The following is a 24418-nucleotide window of genomic DNA, read 5'->3' as shown; positions in this document are numbered from 1 at the left end:
CCCGCTCGCGATGCGGTTATAGTTAGCTTCATGGCTAACCAATTAACCCGGCTCGACCAGGTCTTCGCGGCGCTCGCCGATCCGACGCGGCGCGCGATCGTGATGCGGCTTTGCGCCGGCGAGGCCTCGGTCGGCGAACTCGCCGAGCCGTTCGACATGGCGCTGCCGAGCTTCATGAAGCACATCCACGTGCTGGAGCTGAGCGGCCTCGTGCAGTCGGAGAAGTCCGGCCGCGTGCGCACCTGCCGCCTCAGTCCCGAGGCGCTGGTCGGTGCGGAAGACTGGTTCCAGCACCAGCGCGCGATCTGGGAGTCGCGGCTCGACCGCTTCGAGGCCTATGTGATGAAGCTCAAGAGGGAGAGGGCGGCCGCCAAGCGGCCGGCCAAGACAACAGAGAAGACAACCAACAAGCCAAGCAAACGGAAAGGTGCTGAGTAATGTCGTATTCTGCCAACGCTGCCCTGTCGCAATGGTCGCTCGACCGAGAGATCGTGATGTCGCGCGTGATCGACGCGCCGCGCGATCTGGTGTTCGAGGCGTGGTCCGACCCGAAACATCTGCCGCAATGGTTCGGGCCGAAGGGCTTCAGCATCGAGACCTTCGAGATTGACGTGCGGGTCGGCGGCGTCTGGCGCTTCAACATGATCGGCCCCGACGGCACCGTCTATCCGAACCGGATGCGCTTCCTCCGCATCGAGCGGCCGTCCCTCCTGGAGATGCACCACGGCGACGACCAGGACGATGATCCCGGCATGTTCCGCTTCACCATCACCTTTGCCGAGCAGGCCAACGGCAAGACCGTGCTGATGATGCGGCAGCTGGCCGCGAGCACCGAACAGCGCGACGGCATGATCGGCTTCGGCGCCGTCGAATACGGCTACCAGACGCTGGACAAGCTGGCGGCCTATGTCGGCGGGCTGAAGAAATAGATGCCGACGGGATTCGGGGGCGCCCTCGAAGTGGCGTCCCCGGAATAGACCTGGAAGCGCAGGCGCCTTTGCGATTATGACAGCGCGCCCAGGCCAATTATGACAGTGGCGTCACTCAGATTTTTGTCGCCGGGAACGAAGGATTTATGACAGGATTGCTACCGTTGGATGTCAAGATGACTACGACGGAGCGGTTCATGTTGCGGTGGCAGGCACGGTCAAATCCCCTGGCGTGGTGGTGGGGGTCCCTGACGCTGGTCAGCGCCGCGAATATTCTCGTCTGGTTCATGCTGTATCGCGAGTTCTATCCGAACGTCGCCGGCAGCGTCGGCGGCGGCTCGGATATCGGGCTGATGTTCCTGCTCTGCGCGGCCTATGTGTTCGGCTGTGCCTTTCGCTCGGTATTGCCGCGCGCCGACGTGCAGCGCATCTGCCTGTTCGACACCTGGCTGTCGAGCGTGTTTGTCGGCCGCACGGTCGCGACCGTGGCCGAAGTCTGCTTCGCCGCGCAGTGGGCGATCATCCTGCATCAGCTCGGCCGGATGACGGGCGCCGACACCGCGGTGAACATCGCGCTGGTGATCGTGCCTGTTATCATCATCGCGGAGTGCTTCTCCTGGTACGCGGTGGTGACGACCAATTTCCTCTTCAACGCGATCGAGAACTCGCTGTGGGCGGTGACTTTCTTCCTCGCCGGCATCGCGCTGTGCCGCCTGACGCCGGAATTCCAGGGCGTGGTGCGCTGGGCGCTGATCGCGGGCATCGTCGGCATCGCCTGCTTCCTCGCCTTCCTCCTCACCGTCGACGTTCCCATGTATCTCAGCCGCTGGCGGGCAGGGCACGCCGAGGGCGGAAGATTCCTGGGCCTCCTCGAAGGCCTGCATGACGTTGCGACGCGCTGGGTGGTGACTCACGACATCGCGCATTGGAAGGGCGAGCTGACCTGGATGTTCCTGTATTTCAGCGCCGCCGTATGGTCGAGCCTCGCGCTCTGCGCGCTCTATGCCATGGAAAGCTATCTCACGCGGTATCTCGCCTGAGGGTTATTTCCCGACCAGGCTGCACTTGCTGCGGTCGAGCGGGCGAAAAGCCTGGTCGGGCGGAATGGTCGCGACCAGCTTGACGAAGTCCCACGGGCCCTTGGATTCCGCTGGCGTCTTGACCTGCACCAGATAGAGATCGTGCACCATGCGCTGGTCCTCGCGGATGCGCCCGTTCGTCGTATAGGCGTCCGACACGGGCGTCGCCTTCATCTTTGCCATCACGGTCGCGCTGTCGTCGGAATCCGTATCCTTCACGGCTTGCAGATAGTGGCGCACGGCGGAATAGACGCCGGCCTGGATCTGTGAGGGCATCGCCTTGCGGCGGGCATAGAACGCATCGGAGAACTTTCGCGCGGCCGGTGAGACGTCCTCGAAGAACGAGGTGACGATGAGATCGCCGCGCGTCGCCTTGAGGCCGACCGCCTCGATATCGACGTTCTGGAACGACATCGGCACGATCTTGATGCCCTGATCTGCAAGGCCGAACTCCTCCGCTTGCTTGATCGCGGTGGCATTGTCGCCCGCGACATTGATCGCCAGGATCTTGGCGCCCGAGGACTGCGCCTGGAGCAGGAACGACGAGTAGTCGGGCGTGCCGAGCTGGGCCTTGACGCTGCCGGCCACCTTGCCGCCGAGTGCGGCGATCCGGTCGCGCGCGGTCGCCTCGATGGAGTGGCCGAAGGCATAGTCGCCGGTGATGAAGAACCACGGCTCCTTGCTGGTCTGCATGACGCCGGAGACGACAGCGGTTGCGGTTGAATAGGCGTCCTGGGTCCACTGCACGCTCGAGGGCGCGCAGGCCTCATCGGTGAGCTGGTTGGCGCCGGCGCCGGAGATCAGGAAGATCTTTCCGTTGCCGCGCACCAGCTCCTGCACCGCGAGTGCCGCGCCGGAGCTGCCGCCATCGGCGATCGCCTGCACCCCGTCGCTGAACCATTTGCGCGCCAGCGAGGCCGCAAGATCCGGCTTGTTCTGGTGATCGGCCTGCAAGATCTCGATCGGCTTGCCGTTGATCTTGCCGCCGAACTCTTCTGCCGCCATCCGCGCCGCCTCGACCGAGCCGGGGCCCATCGCGGTCGCGAAGATGCCGTTCATGTCGGTGAGGACGCCGATGCGGACGGCGTCGCTTTTGATCTCGGCGCGGGCAGTGCCCGCCAGTGCCAATGTGATCAGCAGGATGGCAGTGGAGGGGGTGCGGATGGTGGCCATGGCGTTTCCTGATTTTATCGTTGATGGATCGGCTGCAAGGGGTCAGGCCGCCTCGGCGACGACCTTGTTGCGCAAGATTCCGATGCCGGAGATCTCGACCTCGACGGTGTCGCCGGGGCGCATCCACAAAGGCGGCGTGCGCTTGGCGCCGACGCCGCCGGGCGTGCCTGTCACGATGACGTCGCCGGGGGCGAGCGGGCAGATCGTCGAGATATAGGCGATCAGCTCGGGGATGGCGGTGATCAGCAGATCCGTCGTCGTGTCCTGCACCACGGTGCCGTTGAGGCGTGTCTGCAGCGTGAGCTTCGACGGATCGGGAATCTCGTCCGTCGTCACCAGCCAGGGGCCGAAGCTGCCGCTCTCGGCAAAGGTCTTGCCGGAGAGGAACTGGCTGGTGTGGCGCTGCCAATCGCGAATGCTGCCCTCGTTATAGCAGGCATAGCCGGCGATGTGGTCGAGCGCACCGCTCGCGGGGATGTGGCGGCCCTGCTTGCCGATGACGAGTGCGAGCTCACCCTCATAGTCGAAATCGTCGCTCACTTTCGGCTTCACGATCGGTTGGAGATGGCCGACCTGGCTGCAGGGGAAACGGACGAACAGCGCCGGCTTCTCGGTGACGGTGCGCCCGGTTTCGGCGACGTGGTCGCGATAGTTGAGGCCGACGCAAATAATCTTGCCGGGATCGGGGATGACGGGCGCGAAGCTGATCGCGTCGAGCGGATGATCCAGCGCGGTGGACGCAACCAGCTTTGCGGCTTCTGCGATACGGCCAGTTTCGAGCAACTGGCGCAGGGTGGTGCATCCTGCCATGCGCGTGCCGAGATCGACGACGCCGTTGTCCTTGACGGCTCCGAAGGAGGCGCGGCCGTCGGCGATGAAAGAGAGCAGCTTCATGAGGTATCCTGCGTAGGGTCAGGCCGCGGACGGCACTTGGGTTGAAGGCGCAACGGTGGCGACAAGCCGGTCGAGCTCGGCATCGTTGCGCGCGGCGCCGCGGATGTAGCGGTCGGGACGAACCAGCGCGGCGACGATGCCGTGCTCGCGCAGCCAAGGGCCGATGCCGTCGGCATCGTCGCTGGCGAGGATGTTGATCCCTGGCGGTGAACGAGCAAAGCGCGCCGCGCTTTCGACAAGCAGCAGGTGGCTGTAACCAATCCGGTCGTCGCTGCGGCTGCCGTCCTTCAGCGTGAACTGCGGGGCGAGATGTCCGGCGAGCGGCAGATCGCCAAGCGCGAGCCCGGGGCCGAGCAGGGGCTTTTTGACTTCAAGTTTGACTGGCGCATTCTTGCGCGCTTGCCCGGCGGCGAGGCCGGCTTCGATCGCCTTGGTGTTGATGACGCCGCCGAGGCGGATGGCGAGCTCGATGAACTCGCGGACATGCGGCTGGCGCTCGCTCTGATAGGTGTCGAGCAGCCTGGCATCGGCGCCGCCGTTGATAACGCTCGCCAGCTTCCACGCAAGATTGGCGGCATCGCGGATGCCGGCGCACATGCCCTGGCCGAGGAAGGGCGGGGTCTGGTGCGCGGAATCGCCCGCAAGCAGTAGCCGGCCGTTCCGCCATTGCTGCGCGATCACGGAATGAAAGGTGTAGACCGCGGCGCGCTCAAGTTCGACATCGTCAGGCGTGATCCAGCGCGACAGCAGCTCCCAGACCTTGGCGGGCTGCGCGACGTCGTTCGAATCCTCGTCCGGGAGAACCGTGATCTCCCAACGCCGCCGCGACCCGGTGCCGCGGACATAGGTCGCCGGCCGCCTGGGATCGCAATGCTGCAGGCTGTAGTCGCCGAGATCATCGCGGGGGCGCTTGAGCAGCGCATCGATCACCAGCCAGCGCTCGTGAAAGCCGAGATCGTCCATGCCGGAGCCGATGAAGCGGCGCACCAGAGATCGCGCGCCGTCGCAGCCGATGACGTAACCGGTGCGCACCTCGCGGAGCTTGCCGTTGGAGAGGTCCTCAAAGCGGACCCGCACGCCAGTCTCGTCCTGATCGAGTGCGAACACATCGCAGCGGCTCCGCAAGCTGACATGCGGCCAGCGCGCGAGGCCTGAGATCAGCACGTCCTCCAGGTCAGGCTGGTGGAAGCGGTAGCTGAGATTCCAGCCCATCGGCGTCAGCGTCTGCGGCCGCGACCAGTCCAGCAGCATCTTGCCCTGGGCATCGAGAAACAGCATGCCGGGGCTGAGGATGAGGTGCGGCAGGATGGCGTCGGCGAGGCCAATGGTCTGGAACACGCGCATGCATTCGTCATCGAAATGCACCGCGCGCGGCAGATGATAGGTCCGCGCCTCGCGCTCCAGCACCAACGTGCTGATACCGCAGAGGCCGAGCAGGTTGGCCAGCGTCGCGCCGACCGGGCCTCGGCCGACGATGACAACATCGAATTCTTCGAGGGTTGATTTATCTTGCATGGGGCTATCTCTTCCCCAAGCCGCGCCGCAGCATCAACGTCGTCGCGCCAAGTGTCCGCTCTGCGGACGGGCCCTAGACCTCGACCGGAATGGCCCGCGCCGTCTCCTGAAGCTGCGCCGCAAATTGCTTCACCGCTTCCTCGATCCCCAGCGCCGAGCGGATCCAGATGATGGAGATGCAACCGTAGACCGCGTCGTTCCGCACGATGGGGACGGCGATCGATGCCGTCTTCGGATTGTATTCGCCCTCGCTGCGGATCGCGTAGCCTCGCCCCTGCGTCTCCGCGATCATCTGGTCGAGGCGGCCCTGGTCGAGGAAGGGGCGGTCGTCGGCTTCGTCGATGCGGCGGAGATGGCTGATGATGAGGTCGCGCTCGCGCGCCGGGCAGGCGGCCAAATAGGCCCGGCCTGCGGAGGTCCGCAGCATCGGCAGGCGCTTGCCGATCATGCCGCGGTCGATCGAGAGCGGGCTGCGGGAATGCGTGGTCTCCTGCACCACCATCGCGGCGTTCTCGTAAGTGGAGAGATCGACCGGCCAGACCAGGGTTTTGCTGAGCTCGGCCAAATAAGGCGCCGCCGCCTGGCAGATCACCACGCCGGGGTCGTAGCCGTCGCCAAGGCTGAGGGCGAGCCGGGTGACGCGAAAGCGGTCGTCGCTGGCGCTGCGGGCGACATAGCCGAGTTCCTCCAGCGTTTCGAGCAGGCGGTAGACGGTCGGGCGGGGCAGGTCGAGCGCGCGGGCGACATCGCCAGCGCGGATGCCGCCGGAGCGGTTGACCTCCTGCAGCACGTCCAGACCGCGCTTGAAGGCGCGGACGCCTTCCGACTGCCGCGGTTGGCCGGTCCGCGTCCGCTCCTTGGACACTTCGTGTTTTCTCCCTTGTGGCAGATCGCGACGCGATTATCGTCTTTGCGAACGCGAAGCGATTGCGCCACCGTAGGATCGCGCGCGGCCGGTATCAAGATCGCCGCACTGCGGCGAAGGCGGTGCTCTCGGGAGGAATTCGATGGAAATCACCGCGCTCGGCTATATCGGCATCAATTCGTCGCAGCTCGATCAGTGGGGCCAGATGGCAACTAGCCTGCTCGGCATGCAGCAGGTCGATCGCGGCGGCAAGATGCGCGCCTTCCGCATGGACGACCGCAAGCAGCGCCTGATCGTCGACGGCAGCAGCGACGCCGGCCTTGCGGTGATGGGCTGGGAGGTTGCCTCGACCGCGGAGCTCGACCAGCTCGCCGGCCGGCTGGAAAGCCATGGCGTCAAGGTCACGCGCGGCTCGCGCGCGCTGGCTGACGAGCGGCATGTCGCCGAGCTCATCACGTTCGCCGATCCGGCCGGCAACAGGCTGGAAGCGTTCTGCAAGCCCGAGCTTGCGAGCGAGCCGTTCAAGCCGGGCCGCCCCATCTCGGGCTTCCGCACCGGCGCGCTCGGCATGGGACACGTGGTGCTCAATGTCGAGCATGTGGAGCCGTTGCTGCCGTTCTATCGAGACGTGCTCGGCTTCCATGTCTCCGATTTCGGGTTGAAGCCCTATGGCCTCTATTTCTTCCACGTCAATGGCCGCCACCATTCCTTTGCGATGGTTGGCTCGGGACGCAAGGCGATGCATCACTTCATGGTCGAGCTCGGCAGCCTCGATGATGTCGGGCAGGGCTACGACCTCGCGCAGATGGACGATGGCCGCATCGCCTATACGTTGGGCCGTCACACCAACGACCACATGACCTCGTTCTATGTGAACACGCCGTCCGGCTTCTTCATCGAATATGGCTGGGGCGGGCGTGTCATCGATCCCCAGACCTGGCAGCCGCACGAGACCTTCGACGGTCCGTCCCTCTGGGGCCACGAGCGGCTCAACATGCCGGATGAGCAGCGCAAGCGCCTGCGCGACATGCGGATGGATGCGGCCGCGCGCGGTGTGCGCGTTCCCGATCCGCGCGTGCCGCCGCTGAACTGCGCCTGGCTGGATCAGGTGGTCGCGCGTGAATGATCGGCTCAGGCCGCGCCGAGATCGGGCTCCGTGAGTATGCCCTGGCGCAGCGCCAATCGGACCAGCTCGATGTCGGAGCCGACGCCGAGCTTGTCCTTGATCAGCGAATGCAAATTGGCGACCGTTTTCGGACTGACGTGGAGCGTCTCGGCGATCTGCTCCGTCGTGTTCTCGGCGAGCAGCAGCCGCAGGACCTCGAACTCCCGCGGCGTGAGGACATCGGCGGCGGAGCTTTCGCCGCCGAGCCGGCTCAGCGCCAGCTCGTGGTCGATATCGGGGCTGATCGCGATCTTGCCGGCGAGCACGTCCATCACCGCACGCACCAGCGTCTCCGGCGGGCTGGTCTTGGTGACGTAACCCCGTGCGCCGGCGCGGATCGCCTGCACCGCAAACCCGGCATTCTCATGCATGGTGAAGACGAGGATTTTTGCCGCCTTGTCCCATTGCCTGATCCGCCTGACGGCCTCGACGCCGCCAATGCCGGGCATGCTGAGATCCATGATGACGAGGTCGGGCGCTTCTGATTTGAACAGGCGATAAGCCTCCGCGCCATCGCCGGCCTCGGCAATGACGCGAAGTCCCGGCTGCTTCTGCAGCACCGAGCGATAGCCTTCGCGGACCACCGAATGGTCGTCGACCAGCAGGATCGTCGCGGTCATGCCGCGTGCTCCAGCGCCTGCGGCCCCGCTGATGCGAGCGGAATGACGACGCGCAGCGCGGAGCCGCCTTGCGGGCCGGCTTCAAAGCTCAGCCGGCCGCGCAGCGCCGCGACACGCTCGCGCATGCCGAGCAGACCCATGCCTGATTTCGCGACAGGATCGGTCGAGCGTCCGTCATCGTCGATGGCAAGCGCGATCTCGCCTTCATGCATGGTCAGCTCGAGATTCACCTTGGTGGCGCCGGCGTGCTTGGCGGCGTTGGTGAGCGCTTCCTGCACGATGCGGTAGAGATTGGCGCTGATCGAGGCCGGTAGCGTCTCGAACGTGCCGTCGAAGCGAATGGCAAAGCGCGTCTCGCCGCGGCTGCGTCCGTTCCAGCCTGCAACGAGGCCTTCGAGACTGGCGACGAGGCCGAGCTCCTCGACATCCGGCGGTCGCAGCCGGAACAGCGCGCCGCGCAGCGTCTCCATCATACCCGATGCGGTCCGCGCGATGCCGTCGCATTCGCCGAGCAAGGAGGGGCAGTCCTGCGCGGCGGTCTGGCGGGCGGAGGAGGCGAGGGCGCGGATCGCGGCGAGAGACTGGCCGAACTCGTCGTGCAGCTCGCGGGCGAGGTGGCGCCGTTCCTCGTCCTGGAGCGCGATCAGCTTTCGTGTCAGTTCGGCGCGCTCGGCGAGCGCGGTGTCGAGGCTTTCGGCGAGATGGTTGAAGACGTCGCGCACCGCCGAGAGCTCCGCGAGGTCGAATGGCGGCAGCCGCGTTGTGAGGTCGCCGGCGGCAATCCGCTCGAGGCCGGTGCTGATCAAGCGGGTAGGGCGCAGCGCGCGTGCCAGCGCGGCATAGACCAGCACGCACAACAGCGGCAGGGCGATTGCAAGCGCCAACATCAGGCGGCCAGCCTCGTGCCAGGCATCGGCCGTCTGCACCGCGGGGTCGACCGAGACCACCGCCTCGCCCAGCCTGCTTCCACGCAGCATCACTGGCCGTGCCGCCTCGCGGCCGGGGTCGAACAGGCCATGGTAGAACGCCGTAAAAATCTGCGGCGGCGGGTCGGCCGTGACGGGCGCGCCGCTGCAGAAGCGCTGGATGATTTCGCCGTTCGGCCCCCGGAAGGCGAGGCACAGGCCGGGCGTCATCACATAGGCCGAAACGGGATCGAGGTTGGGAAAGTCCGGGCGCGGGTTCGCGGTCCAGAGCACCTTGCCTTGTTGCAGCTCCAGCGTCTTTGCGACGATGGCGGCAATGGCGTCGATGCGCGCATGTGCGGCGCGGTCCGCCGTGATCAGGAAATAGGCCGATATCGCGGCGAAGCAGGCGGCCGATATGGCGGCCACGCGCAAGGTCAGGCGGACCTTGAGATCGAATCTCGGACGGTTCCACATCGGCGCGCACCTGATGCGAACGGAATTGTCGCCTGCGCATTATCCGGCAGAACCCTGCCTGCGCAAAGCGCCACTCTTGCCGCGGTGCAACGTCGTGAAATTTTCCCGGTAACGGCCGGGAAAGCCACTGCTGCGATGCTTCGCTGGCGCAGCCCTGAAGCCGGCCTGCCCTCAGAACGTCAGCTGCACCTTCATCGATTGCGAGCGGTCGCTGGCGAGCTCGAACGCCGCGACCGCGTTCTCGAACGGCATGGTGGCGGTGATCAGCGGCCTGACGTCGATCAGGCCCTCGCCCATCAGTCGCACCGCCAGCTCGAACTCGGGATCGAAGCGGAAGGTGCCGCGAAGCTGCAATTCCTTGGCGACGATGGAATTGATCGGCAGCGTCATCTCGCCGCCGAGGCCGAGCTGGACCAGTGTGGCGCCGGGGCGGAGCACGTCGAGCGCGGTGCGCAGCGCGGCCTGATTGCCTGATGCTTCGAACAGCGTGTCGAACACGCCCTTGCCGGCGCGCCAGGGATCGAGCGCTTCCGCATTGGTCGCGACGTTGAGGGCGTGCGTGGCGCCGAGCTTTTTCGCGACGGCCAGTGGAGCGTCGGCGACATCGGTGACCACGATCTCGGAGGCGCCACCGAAGCGCGACACCAAGATCATCAGCGCGCCGATCGGGCCGCAGCCGGTGATCAGCACGCGCTTGCCGAGCAGGGGGCCGGCCTGCTTGCCGGCGTGCAGGCAAACCGCGAGCGGCTCGGCCACCGCGGCTTCCGCCAGCGACAGCTTGTCGGAGATGGGGACTGCCTGCGTCGCATCGACCGTGATGAACTCGCGGAAACCACCCTGGACATGGGGAAAGCGCATCGCGCTGCCGAGAAAGCGCATGTCGAGGCACTGGTTGCGCATGCCCTCCTGGCAATGCAGGCACTGGCCACACGGCTTGCTCGGATTGACCGCGACGCGGGTGCCAGCCTTCACGCCGGTGACGCCGTCACCGACCGCCGCGACCACGCCGGCGATCTCATGCCCCAGCGCCATCGGCTGCTGGATGCGCACCACGCCGAAGCCGCCGTGATGGTAGTAGTGCAGGTCGGAGCCGCAGATGCCGCCATTGGCGATCTTGACACGGACCTCGCCCGGGCCGGGCGCAGGATCCGGATAGGTATCGATCCGCAGATCCTTCGGGGCGTGAATGACGACGGCGCGCATGTGCTGTTTCCTTGTTCGCGACTACATCGCGGCGATCATGCCGCCATCGACATAGATGATCTGGCCGTTGACGTAAGTGGAGGCATCCGAGGCGAGGAAGATCGCCGCGCCCACCAGCTCGTCCGGCTTTCCCCAGCGCTTGGAGGGGATGCGGCCCATCAGCCAATTGTTGAAATCGGGATTATTGACCAGCGCCTCGTTCATGTCGGTGAGCATGTAGCCGGGGCCGATCGCATTGGCCTGGATGCCGTGCTGGGCCCATTCCACCGCCATCGAGCGGGTCAGGTTCTTGATGCCGCCCTTGGCCGCAGTGTAGGGCGCAATCGTCGGGCGCGCCAGCTCGCTGCCGAGCGAGCCAATATTGATGATCTTGCCGCGCTTGCGCGGGATCATGCGCTTGCCGGCCTCGCGGCCGATCACGAAGGCGCTGGTGAGATCGGTCTCGATCACCTTGCGCCATTCGTCGGTGGTGAATTCCGCCAGCGGCTTGCGGTGCTGGATCCCGGCATTGTTGACGAGAATGTCGACCGCGAGTCCTTCGCGGTCGAAGCGCTCGAACGCTGCAATGATCGCGGGCTCGTCGGTGACGTTGAAGGCCGCGCCTTCGGCCTGATGGCCGGCGGCGCGAAACTCGGCGACGGCCTGCTCGACACGCTTCGGGTCGACACCGTTGATGATGATTTTCGCGCCGGCCTTGGCCATGCCTTCGGCGATGGCGCGGCCAAGCCCGCGGGAGGAGCCGGTCACGAGGGCGGTGCGGCCGGAAAGGTCGAACAGGGCGGTGCTCATCTTAATAATCCTCAGGCGTTGGAGCGGCGCACGATCAGATCGGAGCGCTCAAAGACGGCGGGCAGAAGGTCGACGCCAAGGCCGGGGCCTTCCATCGGGAAGACGTAGCCGTCCTTGATCACGGGCATCGTGGTCACGAGCTCATTGTACCAGCCCTTGTAGAAGGCGCGCACGGATTCCTGGATCAGCGTGTTGGGCTGGCTGAAGGACATGTGGATGGCGGCGATGAAGCCGATCGGGCCGATGCAGTCATGAGGAGCAAAAGGCCGGTGATAGGTCTCGGCCATCGCGGCGATCTTGCGACCTTCGGTGAGGCCGCCGGTCCAGCACAAATCCGCCATCACCACATGCATGGCGTCGCGGTCGAGCATGTCCTTGTAGGGGAAGCGCGAGCCCAGCGTCTCGCTGGCGCAGACCCAGACATCGGTCGCGCGGGCGTATTCAGCGAGCGCCTGCGGCGAGTTCATGCGGATCGGGTCTTCGTACCACGTCGGCTTGTAGGGCTCGAGCGCGCGGGCGATCTGTTTTGCGGTCGGCAGATTCCACAGCGAGTGGAGCTCGACCATGATCTCCATCTTGTCGCCGACCGCTTTACGGATCTTCTCGAACGGCTCGATCGCCTGCTTCATCTGCGCGGCAGTGATGTAGAGCCCCTTGTTCTCCTGCGCCGCCGGATCGAACGGCCAGATCTTCATGGCGGAGATGCCGCTTTCCAGCAGGCTCTCGGCCAGCGCATCGGCGCGGTTCATGAAGCCGTCGAGATCTTCGTAGGGTCCCTTGGAGGCACCGAGGTTCCAGTTCGAGACCGGGCTGATATTGGTGGAGCGGACATATTGCGTGCCGGCGCAGGTGTTGTAGATGCGCTGCTTGTCGCGGCAGAGGCCGCCGAGCATCTGGTGCACCGGCTGGCTGCAGACCTTGCCGAACAGGTCCCACAGCGCGATGTCGATCGCCGAGGCTGCACGATATTCGACGCCGGTCGAGGACTGCGCCATCGGCAGGTTCAGCATGTCGCGATGGATCGCCTCGATGTGCAGGGGATTGCGGCCGAGCAGGCGGCCGGCAAAAGTATCGTGAATCTGCGCTTCGACTGCGCCCGCGCCATAGAAGGTCTCGCCGAGACCGATCACGCCGCTATCGGTGTGAACGCGCACCCAGATGACGTTGGAGAATTCCTCGGTGCGCAGCGTCTCGATCGACGTGATCTTCACGGCAAGTCCTCCCGTCAAAGGCGCCTCGCGCCATCGTGTTTTCATTTCGCACCGCAACATATTGCGGCGTCGGCGAAAGTCTTACCGTCGCTTGTAATATATCACAACATGTTTTAAGGGTGCCACAAATTAAGGCGCCGCCCTGCAGCGAGAGCGCAGGCGGTCGGGAGGACATGCGATGGCACGGCGCAAGCGCGCGCTCGAGGTGGTGAGACCAGAGGACGGCGGGGGCAGGCCCTCCCGGCGCAATCGTCTCAACTTCTTCGAGCTGGCCTATCAGCGGATTGAAGAGCTGCTGGTTCATTGCGAGCTCAAGCCCGGCCAGTTCATGACCATGCTGGAATTGCAGCAGATCACGGGCTTCGGCCGCACGCCGGTGCATCACGCCGTCAATCGTCTGTCCGCCGACACGCTCATCATCATCCGCCCGCGCCACGGGCTGCACATCGCGCCGATCGACCTCGCGCGCGAGCGCATGCTGCTGGACCTGCGCCGCGACATGGAGCGGTTTGTCATCCGCCTCGCGGCCGATCGCGCCAGTCTCTCGCACCGCAATCAGGCGCTGCACATCGAACGCCTGCTGCGTGAACGCCGCGCCACCTTGACCCTGGACGAGTTCAACAGCCTCGACCGGCGCATCGATGCGCTGGTGCTGGAAGCTGCCGGCGAGCCGTTCCTGGTGCATACGCTGCGGCCGCTGCACACGCTCTATCGCCGCATCGGCTACATCCATCATCGCTTCATGCCGGGACAGACCGATCTGTCAGGAACGATCGATCATCATCTCGGTATTCTCAACGCAGTTGCGAACCGCCGCGTCGAGGATGCCGTGAAGGCGAGCGACGCCTTGATCGACTACATGGGCGAGATGTTCTCAGGGATGGAGGCGGGGATCGATCCACGCCTGCTCGATTGCAGTATCGAGCCGCTGCTCGGCGCGTAGAGAGTTTTGAAGAGAGGACCAAACATGCAGACAATGGCCATGCCACAACCGACCGCGAGCGAAACCGCGGTCCGCTACCTCATCACCAATTACAGCCCCAAGGGCAACAAGGTCGGCTGGCTGATGATGGCCTCGATCCTGGTCGAGGCCTGGGATCTCTATTCGATCGCCTTCGTGCTGATCTTCATCAAGGAGCAGTACAATCCGGATCCCTTGATGCTCGGCCTTGCCGCCGCGGGCACGCAGGGCGGCGCGCTGATCGGCGCGCTGCTCGGCGGCTGGCTGTCCGACAAGATCGGCCGCCGCGTCATGTTCCTGATCACCATGGTGATGTTCATCGTGCTGGCCCTGGCGCAGGCCTTCGTGCCCAGCGTCGGCTGGCTGGTCGTGATCCGCTTCCTGCTCGGCGTTCCGCTCGGCTCCGACATCTCGACCGGTTACACCTACATCATGGAATCCATGGCCAAGGGTGAGCGCGAGGTGATGGGCAACCGCTGGCAGTTCATGTTCGCCGTCGGCGAGGTGCTGACCATCGGCGTCATCGTGATCTTCCTCTTGATCGACATGCAGCACGAGATGCTGTGGCGCGTGACGCTCGGCCTCGGCGCGGTGCCGGCGCTGATCATCCTGGTGATGCGCCACGACGTGCCGGAGACGGCGGTGTGGCTGGTGCAGAAGGGACGCTACCGCGAGGCCAAGCGGGTCGCGCGCGAGATGTTCAACGACGATCTCGCCATGCTGCCGGACCAGGACGTCGAGGTGCCGAAGGTTTCGACCCGGGCATTCCTCGCCGACCTCAAGAAGGATCCGATCCGCTGGCGCGCCACCGTCTACGGCTGGATCGCCTGCTTCGCGCAAGGCAGCGAATTCTCGACCTTCGCCTTCTACCTGCCGGTGCTGTTCGTGATGGTCGGCGTCTCCAGCGTGCTCGGCAACAATCTGGTGACGATGGGCCTGTTCTGCTTCGCCGCGCTGTCGGGCTGGGTCGGCCCGCTGCTGACGCCGAAGATCGGCCATCGCGGCATCGCCATTGCGGGCTTTTCCATCGTGTTGGCCTCGCTGCTGGTCGCGGCCTTCGCGCTCTACACCGACAACAAGATGCTGCTGCCGTTCGCGGCCGCCGCCATGCTCTGGGGGCATTATTGGGACGCGTCGAACTGCATGACGATCCCGACCATGGTCGCCAAGCCGAAGTACCGCGGCACCGCGAGCGGCTTCGCCTACATGTTCGTGAAGCTGCCGTCGTTCCTGGCGATCTTCCTGTTCCCGTCGCTGTTCGCGGCGATCGGGCAGGCCAGCGCGACGCTGTTCGTCGCGATCTTCCCGCTGATCGGATTGCTTGCGGCAATCTTCATCCTGCCAGAGGTCTACGGCTACGAGAACGACTAGGAGAGAAGCTACCTGATCGCGGCAGCCAGTGCCGCGATCAGGGCCGGCGGCGTCACCAGCACGCCGAGCTTGAGGAAGGGCCAGGCGCCGACCTCGATCTTCTCCCGCCGCAACGCCACCAGCCACAGGATGGTGGCAAGCGATCCCGTGACCGACAGATTGGGCCCGAGATCGACACCGATCAGGATGGAGCTGACGACGGACGTGGGCAGGTGATCGCTGGCAGCGACCGAGCCTGCGACGAGCCCGACCGGCAGATTGTTGGCGATGTTGGTGGCGATCGCGGTTGCGATGCCGACGCTCCAGGCCGCCTTCGGGACCGATTGCGCCACCGCCTCATGCAGCAGCGCGCTGAGCTGGCCGATGACGCCGGTCTTGATCAGCGCCTCCACCATCACGAAGAGACCGCCGACCAGCGGAAGCACGCTCCAGGATACGCCTCTCAGCACCGGCAGCGGCGATTGGCGGCTGATCAGCAGCACGACGGCCGACGTCACCACGCCGCAGACGAAAGTCGGCAGCCCGAGCTGCTTGTCGAGTGCGGACGCCGTGACCAGCACGATTCCGACAGCGATGATGCCGACAGCCGTGAGCTTGCCGCCACGGCCGAGTATTGGATGCGGCACGCTGCTTGCGATCGTTTCCTCCTTCAACGCGTGATGCTGGGTCAGGCGCAACACGATATAGGTCAGCAGGATCGACGCCGCCGAGGGCAGGGCGAACAGGCGCAGCCATTCGCTGAGCTGCGGCATGCGCGCGCCGAACACGACGAGATTGGCGGGATTGGAGATCGGCAGCACGAAGCTCGCGGCATTGGCGATGAAGGCACAGACGAAGAGATAAGGCAGCGGTTTTGCGCCGGCCGCACGCGTCGCGGCGTAGACGGCCGGCGTCAGCACGATCGCGGTGGCGTCGTTGGAGAGCAGCACGGTGACGACAGTGCCGACGATGTAGATCAGCAGGAACAGCCGTTGCGGCGATCCGCCGGCATATTCCACCGCAACCGCGGCGAGATAGTCGAACAGGCCCTCGAGCCGCGCCAGCTCGGCGATCAGCATCATGCCGATCAGGAAGAGATAGACGTCGATGCCTTTCTCGATGCCGACAAGCGCATCCTGCCACGGCAGGAAGCCGAGCAGCACCAGCGCGCCGGCGCCGAGCACGGCCCAGACCGCCTCGGGCAGGTGGAAAGGGCGGATGATGACGCCGGCAGTCGCGGCGACGATGATGCTCCAGGCCCAGATGGCGTCAGACGGCAGGGTCGGCACGGACAGTCCTTGGCGTGGAATGAATTTGGAAGCGTCAGAATTTCACGGCGAGCAGCACCGCCCCGGCACCGATCATGGTGATCCCGGTCCAGCCCTGCGCGCTCGGCCGCTCGCCGAGAAAGACGAAGGCGAACAGCGCCACCAGCACGACGCTGAGCTTGTCGATCGGCGCCACCAGCGTCGCCGGCCCGAGCTTCAGGGCACGGAAATAGCACAGCCACGACGCGCCGGTCGCAAGCCCCGACAGCACCAGGAACAGCCAGGTTTTCGGCGAGACCGCAGACGGCACCGTGAACTGGCCGGTGAAGAACAGCAGTACCGAGAAGGCCAGCAGCACCACGATGGTGCGAATGAAGGTGGCGAGATCAGGGTTGATGGTCTCGACGCCGACCTTGGCGAAGATCGCGGTCAGCGCGGCGAAGCAGGCGGAGAGCAGCGCCCAGGTTTGCCAGGCGGAGAAGAGGGCGGGTTTCATGAGGGACGTATCGCTCGGTTCGACATGATGCAGGCAGGTGCATCCTAGCACTCTGCCGTCGTCCCGGCGAAGGCCGGGACCCATACCCCAGGGACGGGTTTGACACGAGATGGTTATTGGCAATCTTCCGCAAAACACCTTTTCGTGGTTATGGGTCCCGGCCTTCGCCGGGACGACAGCGGAGCGTGTGGCTCGCACTCACCTCGCCACCGACAGTTTCTCCATGATCGCCTTGCGCAGGATGCGCGAGAGCGATTCCACCGAATACGGCTTCTGGATCAATTCAAAGCCGCGGTGAGCATTTTCCGCGAGCACGTTGCTGTAGCCGGAGGTGAGCACGACGGGCAGGCCCGGATAGCGCTCGCGGATGATGCCGGCGAGCTCGACGCCGTTCATGCCGGGCATGATCACGTCGGAAAAGACGAGATCAACCGCGAACTCGTTCTCGCCAAGGATGGCGAGCGCGGCGTTGGCGTTGGCGACGCGGCGGGTGACGTAGCCGAGGTCCTCCAAGAGCTCCGTCGAGAACTGGCCGACATCGTCATTGTCCTCGACCACGAGCACGCGATAGCCCCGGCCGGTGGTGGCGCCCTCAGTGGTCAGCGAGGACGCTTCCCTCTCGGCGCTGGGGCTCTGCGCCTGCGGCAGATAGATGGTGAAGGTCGCGCCCTGGCCCGGTGTGCTCGTCACGGCGATGTCGCCCTCGGACTGTTTTGCAAATCCAAAGGCCTGGCTGAGGCCGAGCCCGGTGCCCTTGCCGACCTCCTTGGTGGTGAAGAAGGGTTCGAAAATGGCGTCGATGTTCTCGGGCGCGATGCCGCTTCCGGTGTCCGCGATCGAGATCGCGACATAGTCGCCGCTGCGCGCGGACTGCGCGCGCAGGTTCGGAATGCCCTGGACCTTGCGCACTGAAATGGTGAGCCGGCCTTCATCGTTCATGGCGTCGCGGGCATTGATGGCGAGGTTGATCAGGGCGGTCTCGAACTGCGCGATGTCGGCGACGGTGAAGCAATCGGCATCGTCGATCTCGACGACAATCTCGATGCGGCCACCGACCAGCGGCCGGACCAGCTGCGCCACGCCCTCGACCTGGCTGCCGACATTGAAGATCTGCGGCTTCAGCGGTTGCCGGCGCGCGAAGGCCAGCAGCTGCGCGGTCAATTTCGAGGCGCGCTCGACGGTGTCGGAGATGGCGTCGACATAGCGGCGGCGGCGCTCCTCCGGCAGCTCGCGCCGGCGCAGGAAGTCGGTCGCCGAGCGGATGATGGTGAGCAGGTTGTTGAAATCGTGCGCGACGCCGCCGGTGAGCTGCCCGATCGCCTCCATCTTCTGCGACTGCCGCAGCGCTTCCTCGCCGCGGCGGCGCTCGGTGACGTCGACGGCTTCAGGCACCGCGCCGGTGATGTTGCCATGGCGGTCGAGCACGGGGCGGATGCTGAACTCGAAATCGCGCTCGCCGATGGGCAGACGCAGCCGCATCTCAAGCCGCACGGCTTCGCCCTTCAGCACGGTGTCGAAGGCCTCGCGCACGGTTGCGCTCATGCGTTCCGTACCGGTGAACCAGGGCGTGTCCCAGAACGGCTTGCCGATGACCCCAGCAGAACTCGCCTTGATACCGTCGAGCGCGGTCTTGTTGGCGTAGAGCAGCTCGCCCTTCAGGTTGACCAGCCCCTGATACTGGTTGCTGGTCTCCAGGATGGCGCGCAGCCGGGCCTCGTTGGATTCGAGCTCGGCGGTGCGCTCGACGATGCGCTCTTCCAGCGTCTCGTTGAGCTTCCGCAGCTCGATCTCGGCCTGCTTGGCGGCGGTGATGTCGTGGGCGACGCCGATGAATCCGATATGCTTGCCGGTCGGGTCCCAGCGCGGCTGCGATTCCGAGCGCAGCCAGCGCCATTCGCCTGATGCGTTCTTGTAGCGCGCCTCCAGCACGAACGGTTTGAGCGAGGCTTCGCCCTGGACCGATTGCTGCAACACATGCGGCAGGTCGTCAGGGTGCAGCACCTTGCGCCAGTCGAAGGCGATGGCCTGCTCGTAGGGCAGGCCGAGGAAGTCGACATAGGCCTGGTTGGCGAAGGAGCGGGTGCGGTCGAGCTTCGTCACCCAGATCGGCACCGGCGCGCTGTCGGCGATCAGCCGGAAACGCTCTTCGCTCTCGCGCAACGTCTCGCGCGCCAGAGCCTGGTCGGTGATGTCGATATGGGCGCCAACCAGGCGGATGGCGCGGCCGTCGCGGTCGCGCTCGATCTTGGCGACGACACGGATCCAGCGAGTCTGACCGTCGCTGGGGCGGATGATGCGATATTCGGCCGCGTAGTCCTCGCCGGTCGCGGCCAGCGCATCGAAAAAATGCTTCACGGTGGCATCGCGGTCGTCGGGATGGATGCGGTTGACCCAAGCCTCATGCGTCTCGTCGACGGCGTCGGGGGGCAGCCCGTGGATCATCAAATATTCCGGCGAGCGGCGGTTCTTGAAGCCCTCGCGGAAGTCGACCTCGACCCCGCCGACCATGCCGATGCGCTGAATGCGCGCGAGGTCGGCCTCGCGCTCCTGCAGCGCGCGATAGGCCTCGTCCCGCTCGCGCGCGATTTCTTCGAGGTGCTGGCGCAGCCGTTCGGCGGCGATGGTCTCGGGCAAAGGATCGTTCAAGGTATCGGCCGTTGTGATGCGGGGGCGCACGTGCCGGACCGATATTCACATAGACACGGCGTGATAGCCATTGCTCAAAAGGGAATAGCTTGAGGAAACGCCCACCGCACCGCATCCGGTGATGTGAATGAACGTGGGGGCTGGCTATTTGTTCCTAAAGAAGGAACGATGAGCGGCCTGCGCGCGTATCTGCGTGGCGCCATAGTTGACATCAGTAAGACACACCTTCCCAAGAGGCTCGATCTTGAAGCTCTTTGTTTGCCAGGATTGCGGCAACGTTCTCTATTTCGAGAACCGCGCCTGCGGACGCTGTGGCCACCGGGTCGCCTTCCTGCCGGAAAAGGAGACGATGTCGGCGATCGAGCCCGATGGGGAGGGTTGGAAGACGCTTGCGGACAAGGGCGAACGCCGGATGCTCTGCCGCAATGCCGATTACGACGCCTGCAACTGGCTGACCGATGCCGGCGATACCACGGGCTATTGCCGCGCCTGCCGTCACAACGGCATCGTGCCCGATCTCTCCGACCCCGCGCAGCTCGCCGGCTGGCGCGAGTTGGAGGTGGCAAAGCACCGGCTGTTCTATTCGCTGATCCGCTGGAGGCTGCCGCTCCAGACCCGACAGGACAATCCCGAGCACGGCCTGACCTTCAATTTCCTCGCCGACGATCCCCACACCGGGCAAAGGATCATGACCGGTCATGACAACGGTTTGATCACGATCGCGCTCACCGAGACCGATACCATCGAGCGCGAGCGGCGCAGGCTGGAGATGGGCGAGCCTTACCGTACGCTGCTCGGGCATTTCCGCCACGAGGTCGGGCACTATTTCTGGGACGTACTGGTGCGCGAGGGCGGCAGACTGGACGAATGCCGCGCCGTATTCGGCGACGATTCCGCCGATTACGGTGAGGCCCTGCAGCGGCATTATGCCCAAGGCGCGCCGCCGGACTGGCAGCAGAATTTCGTCTCGTCCTATGCGACGACGCATCCCTGGGAAGATTTCGCCGAGACCTGGGCGCATTACCTCCACATCGTCGATACGCTGGAAATGGCCGGCGAGTTCGGCCTGGAGGTGCGCCCGAAGGTCGACCGCGATGGGGAGCTGTCGACGCGGATCCGCTTCAACCCTTATGAGGCGCGGGACATTCAGGCGATCGTCGATGCATGGCTGCCCTTCACCTTTGCCATGAACAGCGTCAACCGCGCCATGGGCCTGCGCGACCTCTATCCCTTCATCCTGTCGCCGGCCGTGGTCGCCAAACTCGGCTTCATCCACAGCCTGGTCCGGAACGTGGCCAAGGGCGGAAAGCCATAGGGCGTCAAGGCCTCAGGCCCACACCGGTCTTGCGCTGGTACGCCAGAGCGGGCCGGATTTTGCCCGTTGCCTCCGGCCCATTTTGCTGTACCACGACAGGATACGGCCCCGTCCCACCGGCCCGCCAAGGCGTGGGGCAGGGTCCCGCCCAGGGGACGAAGCTCAAGAAAATCATGTTCAAACGCATCCTGATCGCCAACCGCGGCGAAATCGCCTGCCGGGTCATCAAGACCGGCCGCAAGATGGGAATTCAGACGGTTGCCGTCTATTCCGAGGCCGACCGCGACGCCCTCCATGTCGAGATGGCCGACGAGGCCGTCCTGATCGGGCCGCCGGCCGCGGCCGAGAGCTATCTGGTGATCGAGAAGATCGTCGAGGCGTGCAAAAAGACCGGCGCCGAGGCCGTGCATCCCGGCTATGGCTTCCTGTCCGAGCGCGAGGCGTTTCCGCGCGCGCTGGAAGCCGCCGGCATCGTCTTCATCGGCCCGAACCCCGGCGCGATCGCCGCGATGGGCGACAAGATCGAATCCAAGAAGGCCGCCGCCAAGGCCAAGGTCTCGACCGTGCCGGGCTATCTCGGCGTCATCGAGGACGACAAGCACGCGGTCAGGATTGCCGACGAGATCGGCTACCCCGTCATGATCAAGGCCTCCGCCGGGGGCGGCGGCAAGGGCATGCGTATCGCGCATTCGAAGGCCGAGGTCGCAGAAGGCTTCAATCTCGCCAAGGCGGAAGCCAAAGCCTCGTTCGGCGACGATCGCGTCTTCGTCGAAAAGTTCATCGTCGATCCCCGCCACATCGAGATCCAGGTGCTGGGCGACAAGCACGGCAACGTCATCTATCTCGGCGAGCGCGAGTGCTCGATCCAGCGCCGCAACCAGAAGGTCATCGAGGAAGCGCCGTCGCCGCTGCTCGACGAGGCCACCCGCCGCAAGATGGGCGAGCAGGCGGTCGCGCTGGCGAAGGCCGTGAATTATGATTCCGCCGGCACGGTCGAATTCGTCGCAGGGCAGGACAAGAGCTTCTACTTCCTGGAGATGAACACGCGTCTCCAGGTCGAGCATCCCGTCACCGAGCTCGTCACCGGCGTCGACCTCGTCGAACACATGATCCGCGTCGCCGCCGGCGAAAAGCTCGCCATCGCGCAGAAGGACGTCACGCTCACGGGCTGGGCGGTGGAGTCGCGCCTCTACGCCGAGGACCCGTTCCGCAACTTCCTGCCCTCGATCGGGCGCCTGGTGAAGTACCGCCCGCCGGCGGAAGTGAGCAAGGACGGCATCACGGTGCGCAACGACACTGGCGTGCAGGAAGGCGGCGAGATCTCGATCCACTACGATCCGATGATCGCCAAGCTCGTCACCCACGCGCCGTCGCGTGCGGCCGCGATCGAGGCGCAGGCGACCGCGCTTGACTCGTTCTATGTCGACGGCATCAGGCACAACATCCCGTTCCTGTCCGCGCTGATGCATCATCCGCGCTGGCGCGAAGGCAATCTGTCGACCGGCTTCATCGCGGAAGAATTCCCCAAGGGCTTTTCCGTGCGCGTGCCCGAGGGCGAGGTCGCGCGTCGCATCGCCGCGGTTGGCGCCGCGATCGATCACGTGCTGGGTGAGCGCAAGCGGCAGATCTCCGGCCAGATGGGCGGGCGCGTCGTGCAGCGCGAACGCCGCCGCGCGGTCTGGCTCGACCGCCAGGAGATTCCGCTCGAGATTGCCCGCGAGGGCGATGCGATCGCGATCCGTTTCGTCGATGCCGACGGCAAGGCCGGCAAGGCGCATCTGTTGCAGTCGTCATGGAAGCCGGGCGACCCGGTCTGGCAGGGCACCATCGACGGCCACTTCGTTGCGGTGCAGGCGCGCCCGATCGCCAACGGCATTCGCCTCGCGCATCAGGGCGTCGAGGTGCCGGTCTATGTCTGGACCGAAGCCGAAGCCGCCTCGGCGCGGCTGATGCCGGTGACGGCGGCCTCCGACACCGGCAAGAAGCTGCTCTGTCCGATGCCCGGGCTCATCGTCTCGATCGCAGTGACCGAAGGCCAGGAGGTCAAGGCCGGCGAGACGCTGGCCGTGGTCGAAGCCATGAAGATGCAGAACGTGCTGCGCGCCGAGCAGGATGGCACGGTGAAGAAGATCCACGCCAGCGCCGGTGCGACGCTCGCGGTGGACGCGCTGATCCTGGAGTTTGCGTAAGTGTGTGAGTGGGGCCCTGCTGGCCCCACCAACATCGTCATTGCGAGCGCAGCGAAGCAATCCAGACTGCCTCCCTCGGAAAGACTCTGGATTGCTTCGCTGCGCTCGCAATGACGGAGTATGTTGCGGCTGCGTCGCAATAGTGTGAGAGGGCACCATGGCCTTTCGTTCCCGCCGCGAGAAACTGCGTTCGATCATTTCGGGCCCCACCTGCGTCCATCCCGGCTCGGTCTATGACGCGATCTCGATCCGCATTGCCGAGGATCTCGGCTTTCCGCTCGGCATGTTCGGCGGCTCGGTCGCCTCGCTCGCCGTGCTCGGCGACCCCGATGTCACGCTGATCACACTCACCGAGCTTGCCGAGCAGATGCGCCGGATGTCGCGTGCCGCAGGCCTGCCGGTGCTGGTCGATGCCGATCACGGCTATGGCAATGCGCTCAACGTGCGCCGCACGGTGCAGGAGCTGGAGACGGCGGGCGCCGCCGGCCTCACCATCGAGGACACGCTGTTGCCGGCGGCCTTTGGCGAGGCCAAGGCGCAGCTGATCTCCCTGGAGGAGGGCGTCGGCAAGATGAAGGCCGCGCTCGATGGCCGCGGCGATCCCTCGCTGGTCATCATGGGCCGCACCGGCGCTGCCTCGATCACCTCGGTCGAGGATGCGATCCGTCGCGCCAGAGCCTATGAGGCGACCGGTGTCGACGCATTGTTCTTCACCGGCATCAAGTCACGCGCCGAACTCGAGGCGATCGCCGGCGCCACGCGTCTGCCCATCGTGCTCGGCGGTGCACCGGACGAATTGAACGCGATCGACTATCTCGCGGGCCAGCGCGTGCGCATCGCGCTTCAGGGCCATGCGCCGATCGCGGCTGCCATACAGGCGGTCTACGACGTCCAGAGGGCGTTGCGCGAGGGCACGCCGCCGAAGGCTCTGAAGGGATTGCCGTCGGCCGAGCTGATCAACCTGGTCATGCGAGAGGCCGAGGTCAAAGCGCGCAGCGCCGATCTCCTTGGACTGAAAAGATGAGCCGGGCGATCCTCCAGGTGATGATCCGTGGGCGCGTGCAGGGCGTCGGCTATCGGGCCTGGGTCGAATACCAGGCAACCGCGAGCGGCCTCGAAGGCTGGGTCCGCAACCGCCGCGACGGCAGCGTCGAAGCGCTGTTCGCGGGCGCGCCGAAGCATGTCGCCGACATGGTCGCGCTGTGCCGCCACGGTCCGCCATCATCGCGCGTGGACAGCGTGACCAGCGAGACGGCCAGCGTCGATGAACTGAACCTGCGCCGGGCAGGGGAGGCATTCTCGGTGTTGCCGACGGTGTAGCTTCAAAAGAGATCGTCATGCCCGGGCAAAAGCGCGAAGCGTGTCTTC

General features: G+C 65.4%; 22 protein-coding genes. 10 read left to right on the top strand and 12 right to left on the bottom strand.

Annotated elements, in window-relative coordinates; genetic code table 11:
• Nucleotides 1–30: 30 nt before the first annotated feature.
• The 3 genes from XH80_RS12590 (at nucleotide 31) to XH80_RS12580 (ending at nucleotide 1969) form a co-directional block, all read left to right on the top strand.
• Complete coding sequence (locus XH80_RS12590; protein WP_271598869.1) at nucleotides 31–438, top strand: ArsR/SmtB family transcription factor; 408 nt, start codon at nucleotides 31–33, stop codon at nucleotides 436–438.
• Nucleotides 438–929 (top strand): SRPBCC family protein, encoded by a 492-nt coding sequence (locus tag XH80_RS12585; RefSeq protein WP_271598868.1) that lies wholly within the window; start codon nucleotides 438–440, stop codon nucleotides 927–929. Before XH80_RS12590 ends, XH80_RS12585 begins: the two co-directional genes overlap by 1 nt.
• A 197-nt stretch (nucleotides 930–1126) precedes the next feature.
• Complete coding sequence (locus XH80_RS12580) at nucleotides 1127–1969, top strand: hypothetical protein (protein ID WP_271598867.1); 843 nt, start codon at nucleotides 1127–1129, stop codon at nucleotides 1967–1969.
• Nucleotides 1970–1972: 3 nt separating this feature from the next.
• Here XH80_RS12580 and XH80_RS12575 read toward each other — a convergent pair whose 3' ends face one another.
• The 4 genes from XH80_RS12575 to XH80_RS12560 all read right to left on the bottom strand — a co-directional run bounded on the left by XH80_RS12575 (nucleotide 1973) and on the right by XH80_RS12560 (nucleotide 6455).
• A complete protein-coding gene (locus XH80_RS12575) occupies nucleotides 1973–3181 on the bottom strand; it encodes an ABC transporter substrate-binding protein (RefSeq protein ID WP_271598866.1) in 1209 nt (402 codons plus the stop codon).
• A 42-nt stretch (nucleotides 3182–3223) separates the two neighbouring features.
• Nucleotides 3224–4075 carry a fumarylacetoacetate hydrolase family protein gene (locus tag XH80_RS12570; RefSeq protein WP_271598865.1) on the bottom strand — a complete coding sequence of 284 codons (852 nt, stop codon included), beginning with the start codon at nucleotides 4073–4075 and terminating at the stop codon, nucleotides 3224–3226.
• Nucleotides 4076–4093: 18 nt separating this feature from the next.
• Nucleotides 4094–5590 carry a bifunctional 3-(3-hydroxy-phenyl)propionate/3-hydroxycinnamic acid hydroxylase MhpA gene (gene mhpA / locus XH80_RS12565; protein ID WP_271598864.1) on the bottom strand — a complete coding sequence of 499 codons (1497 nt, stop codon included), beginning with the start codon at nucleotides 5588–5590 and terminating at the stop codon, nucleotides 4094–4096.
• A gap of 73 nt (nucleotides 5591–5663) precedes the next feature.
• Nucleotides 5664–6455, bottom strand: coding sequence for a DNA-binding transcriptional regulator (locus XH80_RS12560; protein WP_271598863.1), 792 nt, complete (start codon nucleotides 6453–6455; stop codon nucleotides 5664–5666).
• A 142-nt stretch (nucleotides 6456–6597) separates the two neighbouring features.
• Between XH80_RS12560 and XH80_RS12555 the strand changes: the two genes are divergently transcribed.
• On the top strand, nucleotides 6598–7581 hold the full coding sequence (locus tag XH80_RS12555) for a VOC family protein (protein ID WP_271598862.1): 984 nt from the start codon (nucleotides 6598–6600) through the stop codon (nucleotides 7579–7581).
• A gap of 5 nt (nucleotides 7582–7586) precedes the next feature.
• On the opposite strand, the gene XH80_RS12550 is transcribed toward XH80_RS12555, so the two are convergent.
• The 5 genes from XH80_RS12550 to XH80_RS12530 all read right to left on the bottom strand — a co-directional run bounded on the left by XH80_RS12550 (nucleotide 7587) and on the right by XH80_RS12530 (nucleotide 12825).
• The gene (locus XH80_RS12550) at nucleotides 7587–8240 is read right to left on the bottom strand and encodes a response regulator (protein WP_220005258.1); all 654 of its coding nucleotides are present in this window, start codon (nucleotides 8238–8240) and stop codon (nucleotides 7587–7589) included.
• Nucleotides 8237–9622 (bottom strand): sensor histidine kinase, encoded by a 1386-nt coding sequence (locus tag XH80_RS12545; RefSeq protein WP_271598861.1) that lies wholly within the window; start codon nucleotides 9620–9622, stop codon nucleotides 8237–8239. Before XH80_RS12545 ends, XH80_RS12550 begins: the two co-directional genes overlap by 4 nt.
• A 171-nt stretch (nucleotides 9623–9793) precedes the next feature.
• Entirely contained in the window at nucleotides 9794–10825 is a 1032-nt protein-coding gene (locus tag XH80_RS12540; RefSeq protein ID WP_271598860.1) for an L-idonate 5-dehydrogenase, read from the bottom strand.
• A gap of 21 nt (nucleotides 10826–10846) precedes the next feature.
• Nucleotides 10847–11614: an SDR family oxidoreductase gene (locus XH80_RS12535; protein ID WP_271598859.1), complete on the bottom strand. Its 768-nt coding sequence runs from the start codon at nucleotides 11612–11614 to the stop codon at nucleotides 10847–10849.
• An 11-nt stretch (nucleotides 11615–11625) separates the two neighbouring features.
• Nucleotides 11626–12825 (bottom strand): mandelate racemase/muconate lactonizing enzyme family protein, encoded by a 1200-nt coding sequence (locus tag XH80_RS12530; protein ID WP_271598858.1) that lies wholly within the window; start codon nucleotides 12823–12825, stop codon nucleotides 11626–11628.
• A 178-nt stretch (nucleotides 12826–13003) separates the two neighbouring features.
• Between XH80_RS12530 and XH80_RS12525 the strand changes: the two genes are divergently transcribed.
• Both XH80_RS12525 and XH80_RS12520 read left to right on the top strand, forming a co-directional pair.
• Nucleotides 13004–13768 carry a GntR family transcriptional regulator gene (locus tag XH80_RS12525; protein WP_271598857.1) on the top strand — a complete coding sequence of 255 codons (765 nt, stop codon included), beginning with the start codon at nucleotides 13004–13006 and terminating at the stop codon, nucleotides 13766–13768.
• 24 nt (nucleotides 13769–13792) lie between these two features.
• Nucleotides 13793–15157 carry an MFS transporter gene (locus XH80_RS12520; RefSeq protein WP_333932676.1) on the top strand — a complete coding sequence of 455 codons (1365 nt, stop codon included), beginning with the start codon at nucleotides 13793–13795 and terminating at the stop codon, nucleotides 15155–15157.
• Between the two features lie 8 nt (nucleotides 15158–15165).
• On the opposite strand, the gene XH80_RS12515 is transcribed toward XH80_RS12520, so the two are convergent.
• The 3 genes from XH80_RS12515 to XH80_RS12505 form a co-directional block, all read right to left on the bottom strand.
• Nucleotides 15166–16416: an arsenic transporter gene (locus tag XH80_RS12515; RefSeq protein WP_271598941.1), complete on the bottom strand. Its 1251-nt coding sequence runs from the start codon at nucleotides 16414–16416 to the stop codon at nucleotides 15166–15168.
• Between the two features lie 43 nt (nucleotides 16417–16459).
• Complete coding sequence (locus XH80_RS12510) at nucleotides 16460–16900, bottom strand: EamA family transporter (protein ID WP_271598855.1); 441 nt, start codon at nucleotides 16898–16900, stop codon at nucleotides 16460–16462.
• Between the two features lie 198 nt (nucleotides 16901–17098).
• The gene (locus XH80_RS12505; RefSeq protein WP_271598854.1) at nucleotides 17099–19576 is read right to left on the bottom strand and encodes a hybrid sensor histidine kinase/response regulator; all 2478 of its coding nucleotides are present in this window, start codon (nucleotides 19574–19576) and stop codon (nucleotides 17099–17101) included.
• Between the two features lie 214 nt (nucleotides 19577–19790).
• Between XH80_RS12505 and XH80_RS12500 the strand changes: the two genes are divergently transcribed.
• From XH80_RS12500 to XH80_RS12485, 4 genes are all read left to right on the top strand, one after another.
• Complete coding sequence (locus XH80_RS12500) at nucleotides 19791–20861, top strand: zinc-binding metallopeptidase family protein (protein ID WP_271598853.1); 1071 nt, start codon at nucleotides 19791–19793, stop codon at nucleotides 20859–20861.
• A 173-nt stretch (nucleotides 20862–21034) separates the two neighbouring features.
• Nucleotides 21035–23050 carry an acetyl-CoA carboxylase biotin carboxylase subunit gene (locus tag XH80_RS12495; protein ID WP_271598852.1) on the top strand — a complete coding sequence of 672 codons (2016 nt, stop codon included), beginning with the start codon at nucleotides 21035–21037 and terminating at the stop codon, nucleotides 23048–23050.
• A gap of 157 nt (nucleotides 23051–23207) precedes the next feature.
• On the top strand, nucleotides 23208–24074 hold the full coding sequence (locus tag XH80_RS12490; RefSeq protein WP_271598851.1) for an isocitrate lyase/PEP mutase family protein: 867 nt from the start codon (nucleotides 23208–23210) through the stop codon (nucleotides 24072–24074).
• Complete coding sequence (locus tag XH80_RS12485) at nucleotides 24071–24370, top strand: acylphosphatase (protein ID WP_057751581.1); 300 nt, start codon at nucleotides 24071–24073, stop codon at nucleotides 24368–24370. Before XH80_RS12490 ends, XH80_RS12485 begins: the two co-directional genes overlap by 4 nt.
• Nucleotides 24371–24418: the final 48 nt, after the last annotated feature.

This window comes from Bradyrhizobium sp. CCBAU 45384, assembly GCF_028128665.1.
GTDB classification, from domain to species: domain Bacteria; phylum Pseudomonadota; class Alphaproteobacteria; order Rhizobiales; family Xanthobacteraceae; genus Bradyrhizobium; species Bradyrhizobium manausense.
Note: the sequence above shows the minus strand (reverse complement) of the source record. Positions and strands in the feature narration are given on the sequence as shown.

Excerpts from the sequence above, each read along its gene's own strand:
- XH80_RS12590 (WP_271598869.1), top strand. The coding sequence starts at position 31 with ATGGCTAACCAATTAACCCGGCTCGACCAGGTCTTCGCGGCGCTCGCC.
- XH80_RS12585 (WP_271598868.1), top strand. The coding sequence starts at position 438 with ATGTCGTATTCTGCCAACGCTGCCCTGTCGCAATGGTCGCTCGACCGA.
- XH80_RS12580 (WP_271598867.1), top strand. The coding sequence starts at position 1,127 with ATGTTGCGGTGGCAGGCACGGTCAAATCCCCTGGCGTGGTGGTGGGGG.
- XH80_RS12575 (WP_271598866.1), bottom strand. The coding sequence starts at position 3,181 with ATGGCCACCATCCGCACCCCCTCCACTGCCATCCTGCTGATCACATTG.
- XH80_RS12570 (WP_271598865.1), bottom strand. The coding sequence starts at position 4,075 with ATGAAGCTGCTCTCTTTCATCGCCGACGGCCGCGCCTCCTTCGGAGCC.
- mhpA (WP_271598864.1), bottom strand. The coding sequence starts at position 5,590 with ATGCAAGATAAATCAACCCTCGAAGAATTCGATGTTGTCATCGTCGGC.
- XH80_RS12555 (WP_271598862.1), top strand. The coding sequence starts at position 6,598 with ATGGAAATCACCGCGCTCGGCTATATCGGCATCAATTCGTCGCAGCTC.
- XH80_RS12550 (WP_220005258.1), bottom strand. The coding sequence starts at position 8,240 with ATGACCGCGACGATCCTGCTGGTCGACGACCATTCGGTGGTCCGCGAA.
- XH80_RS12545 (WP_271598861.1), bottom strand. The coding sequence starts at position 9,622 with ATGTGGAACCGTCCGAGATTCGATCTCAAGGTCCGCCTGACCTTGCGC.
- XH80_RS12540 (WP_271598860.1), bottom strand. The coding sequence starts at position 10,825 with ATGCGCGCCGTCGTCATTCACGCCCCGAAGGATCTGCGGATCGATACC.
- XH80_RS12535 (WP_271598859.1), bottom strand. The coding sequence starts at position 11,614 with ATGAGCACCGCCCTGTTCGACCTTTCCGGCCGCACCGCCCTCGTGACC.
- XH80_RS12525 (WP_271598857.1), top strand. The coding sequence starts at position 13,004 with ATGGCACGGCGCAAGCGCGCGCTCGAGGTGGTGAGACCAGAGGACGGC.
- XH80_RS12520 (WP_333932676.1), top strand. The coding sequence starts at position 13,793 with ATGCAGACAATGGCCATGCCACAACCGACCGCGAGCGAAACCGCGGTC.
- XH80_RS12510 (WP_271598855.1), bottom strand. The coding sequence starts at position 16,900 with ATGAAACCCGCCCTCTTCTCCGCCTGGCAAACCTGGGCGCTGCTCTCC.
- XH80_RS12495 (WP_271598852.1), top strand. The coding sequence starts at position 21,035 with ATGTTCAAACGCATCCTGATCGCCAACCGCGGCGAAATCGCCTGCCGG.
- XH80_RS12490 (WP_271598851.1), top strand. The coding sequence starts at position 23,208 with ATGGCCTTTCGTTCCCGCCGCGAGAAACTGCGTTCGATCATTTCGGGC.
- XH80_RS12485 (WP_057751581.1), top strand. The coding sequence starts at position 24,071 with ATGAGCCGGGCGATCCTCCAGGTGATGATCCGTGGGCGCGTGCAGGGC.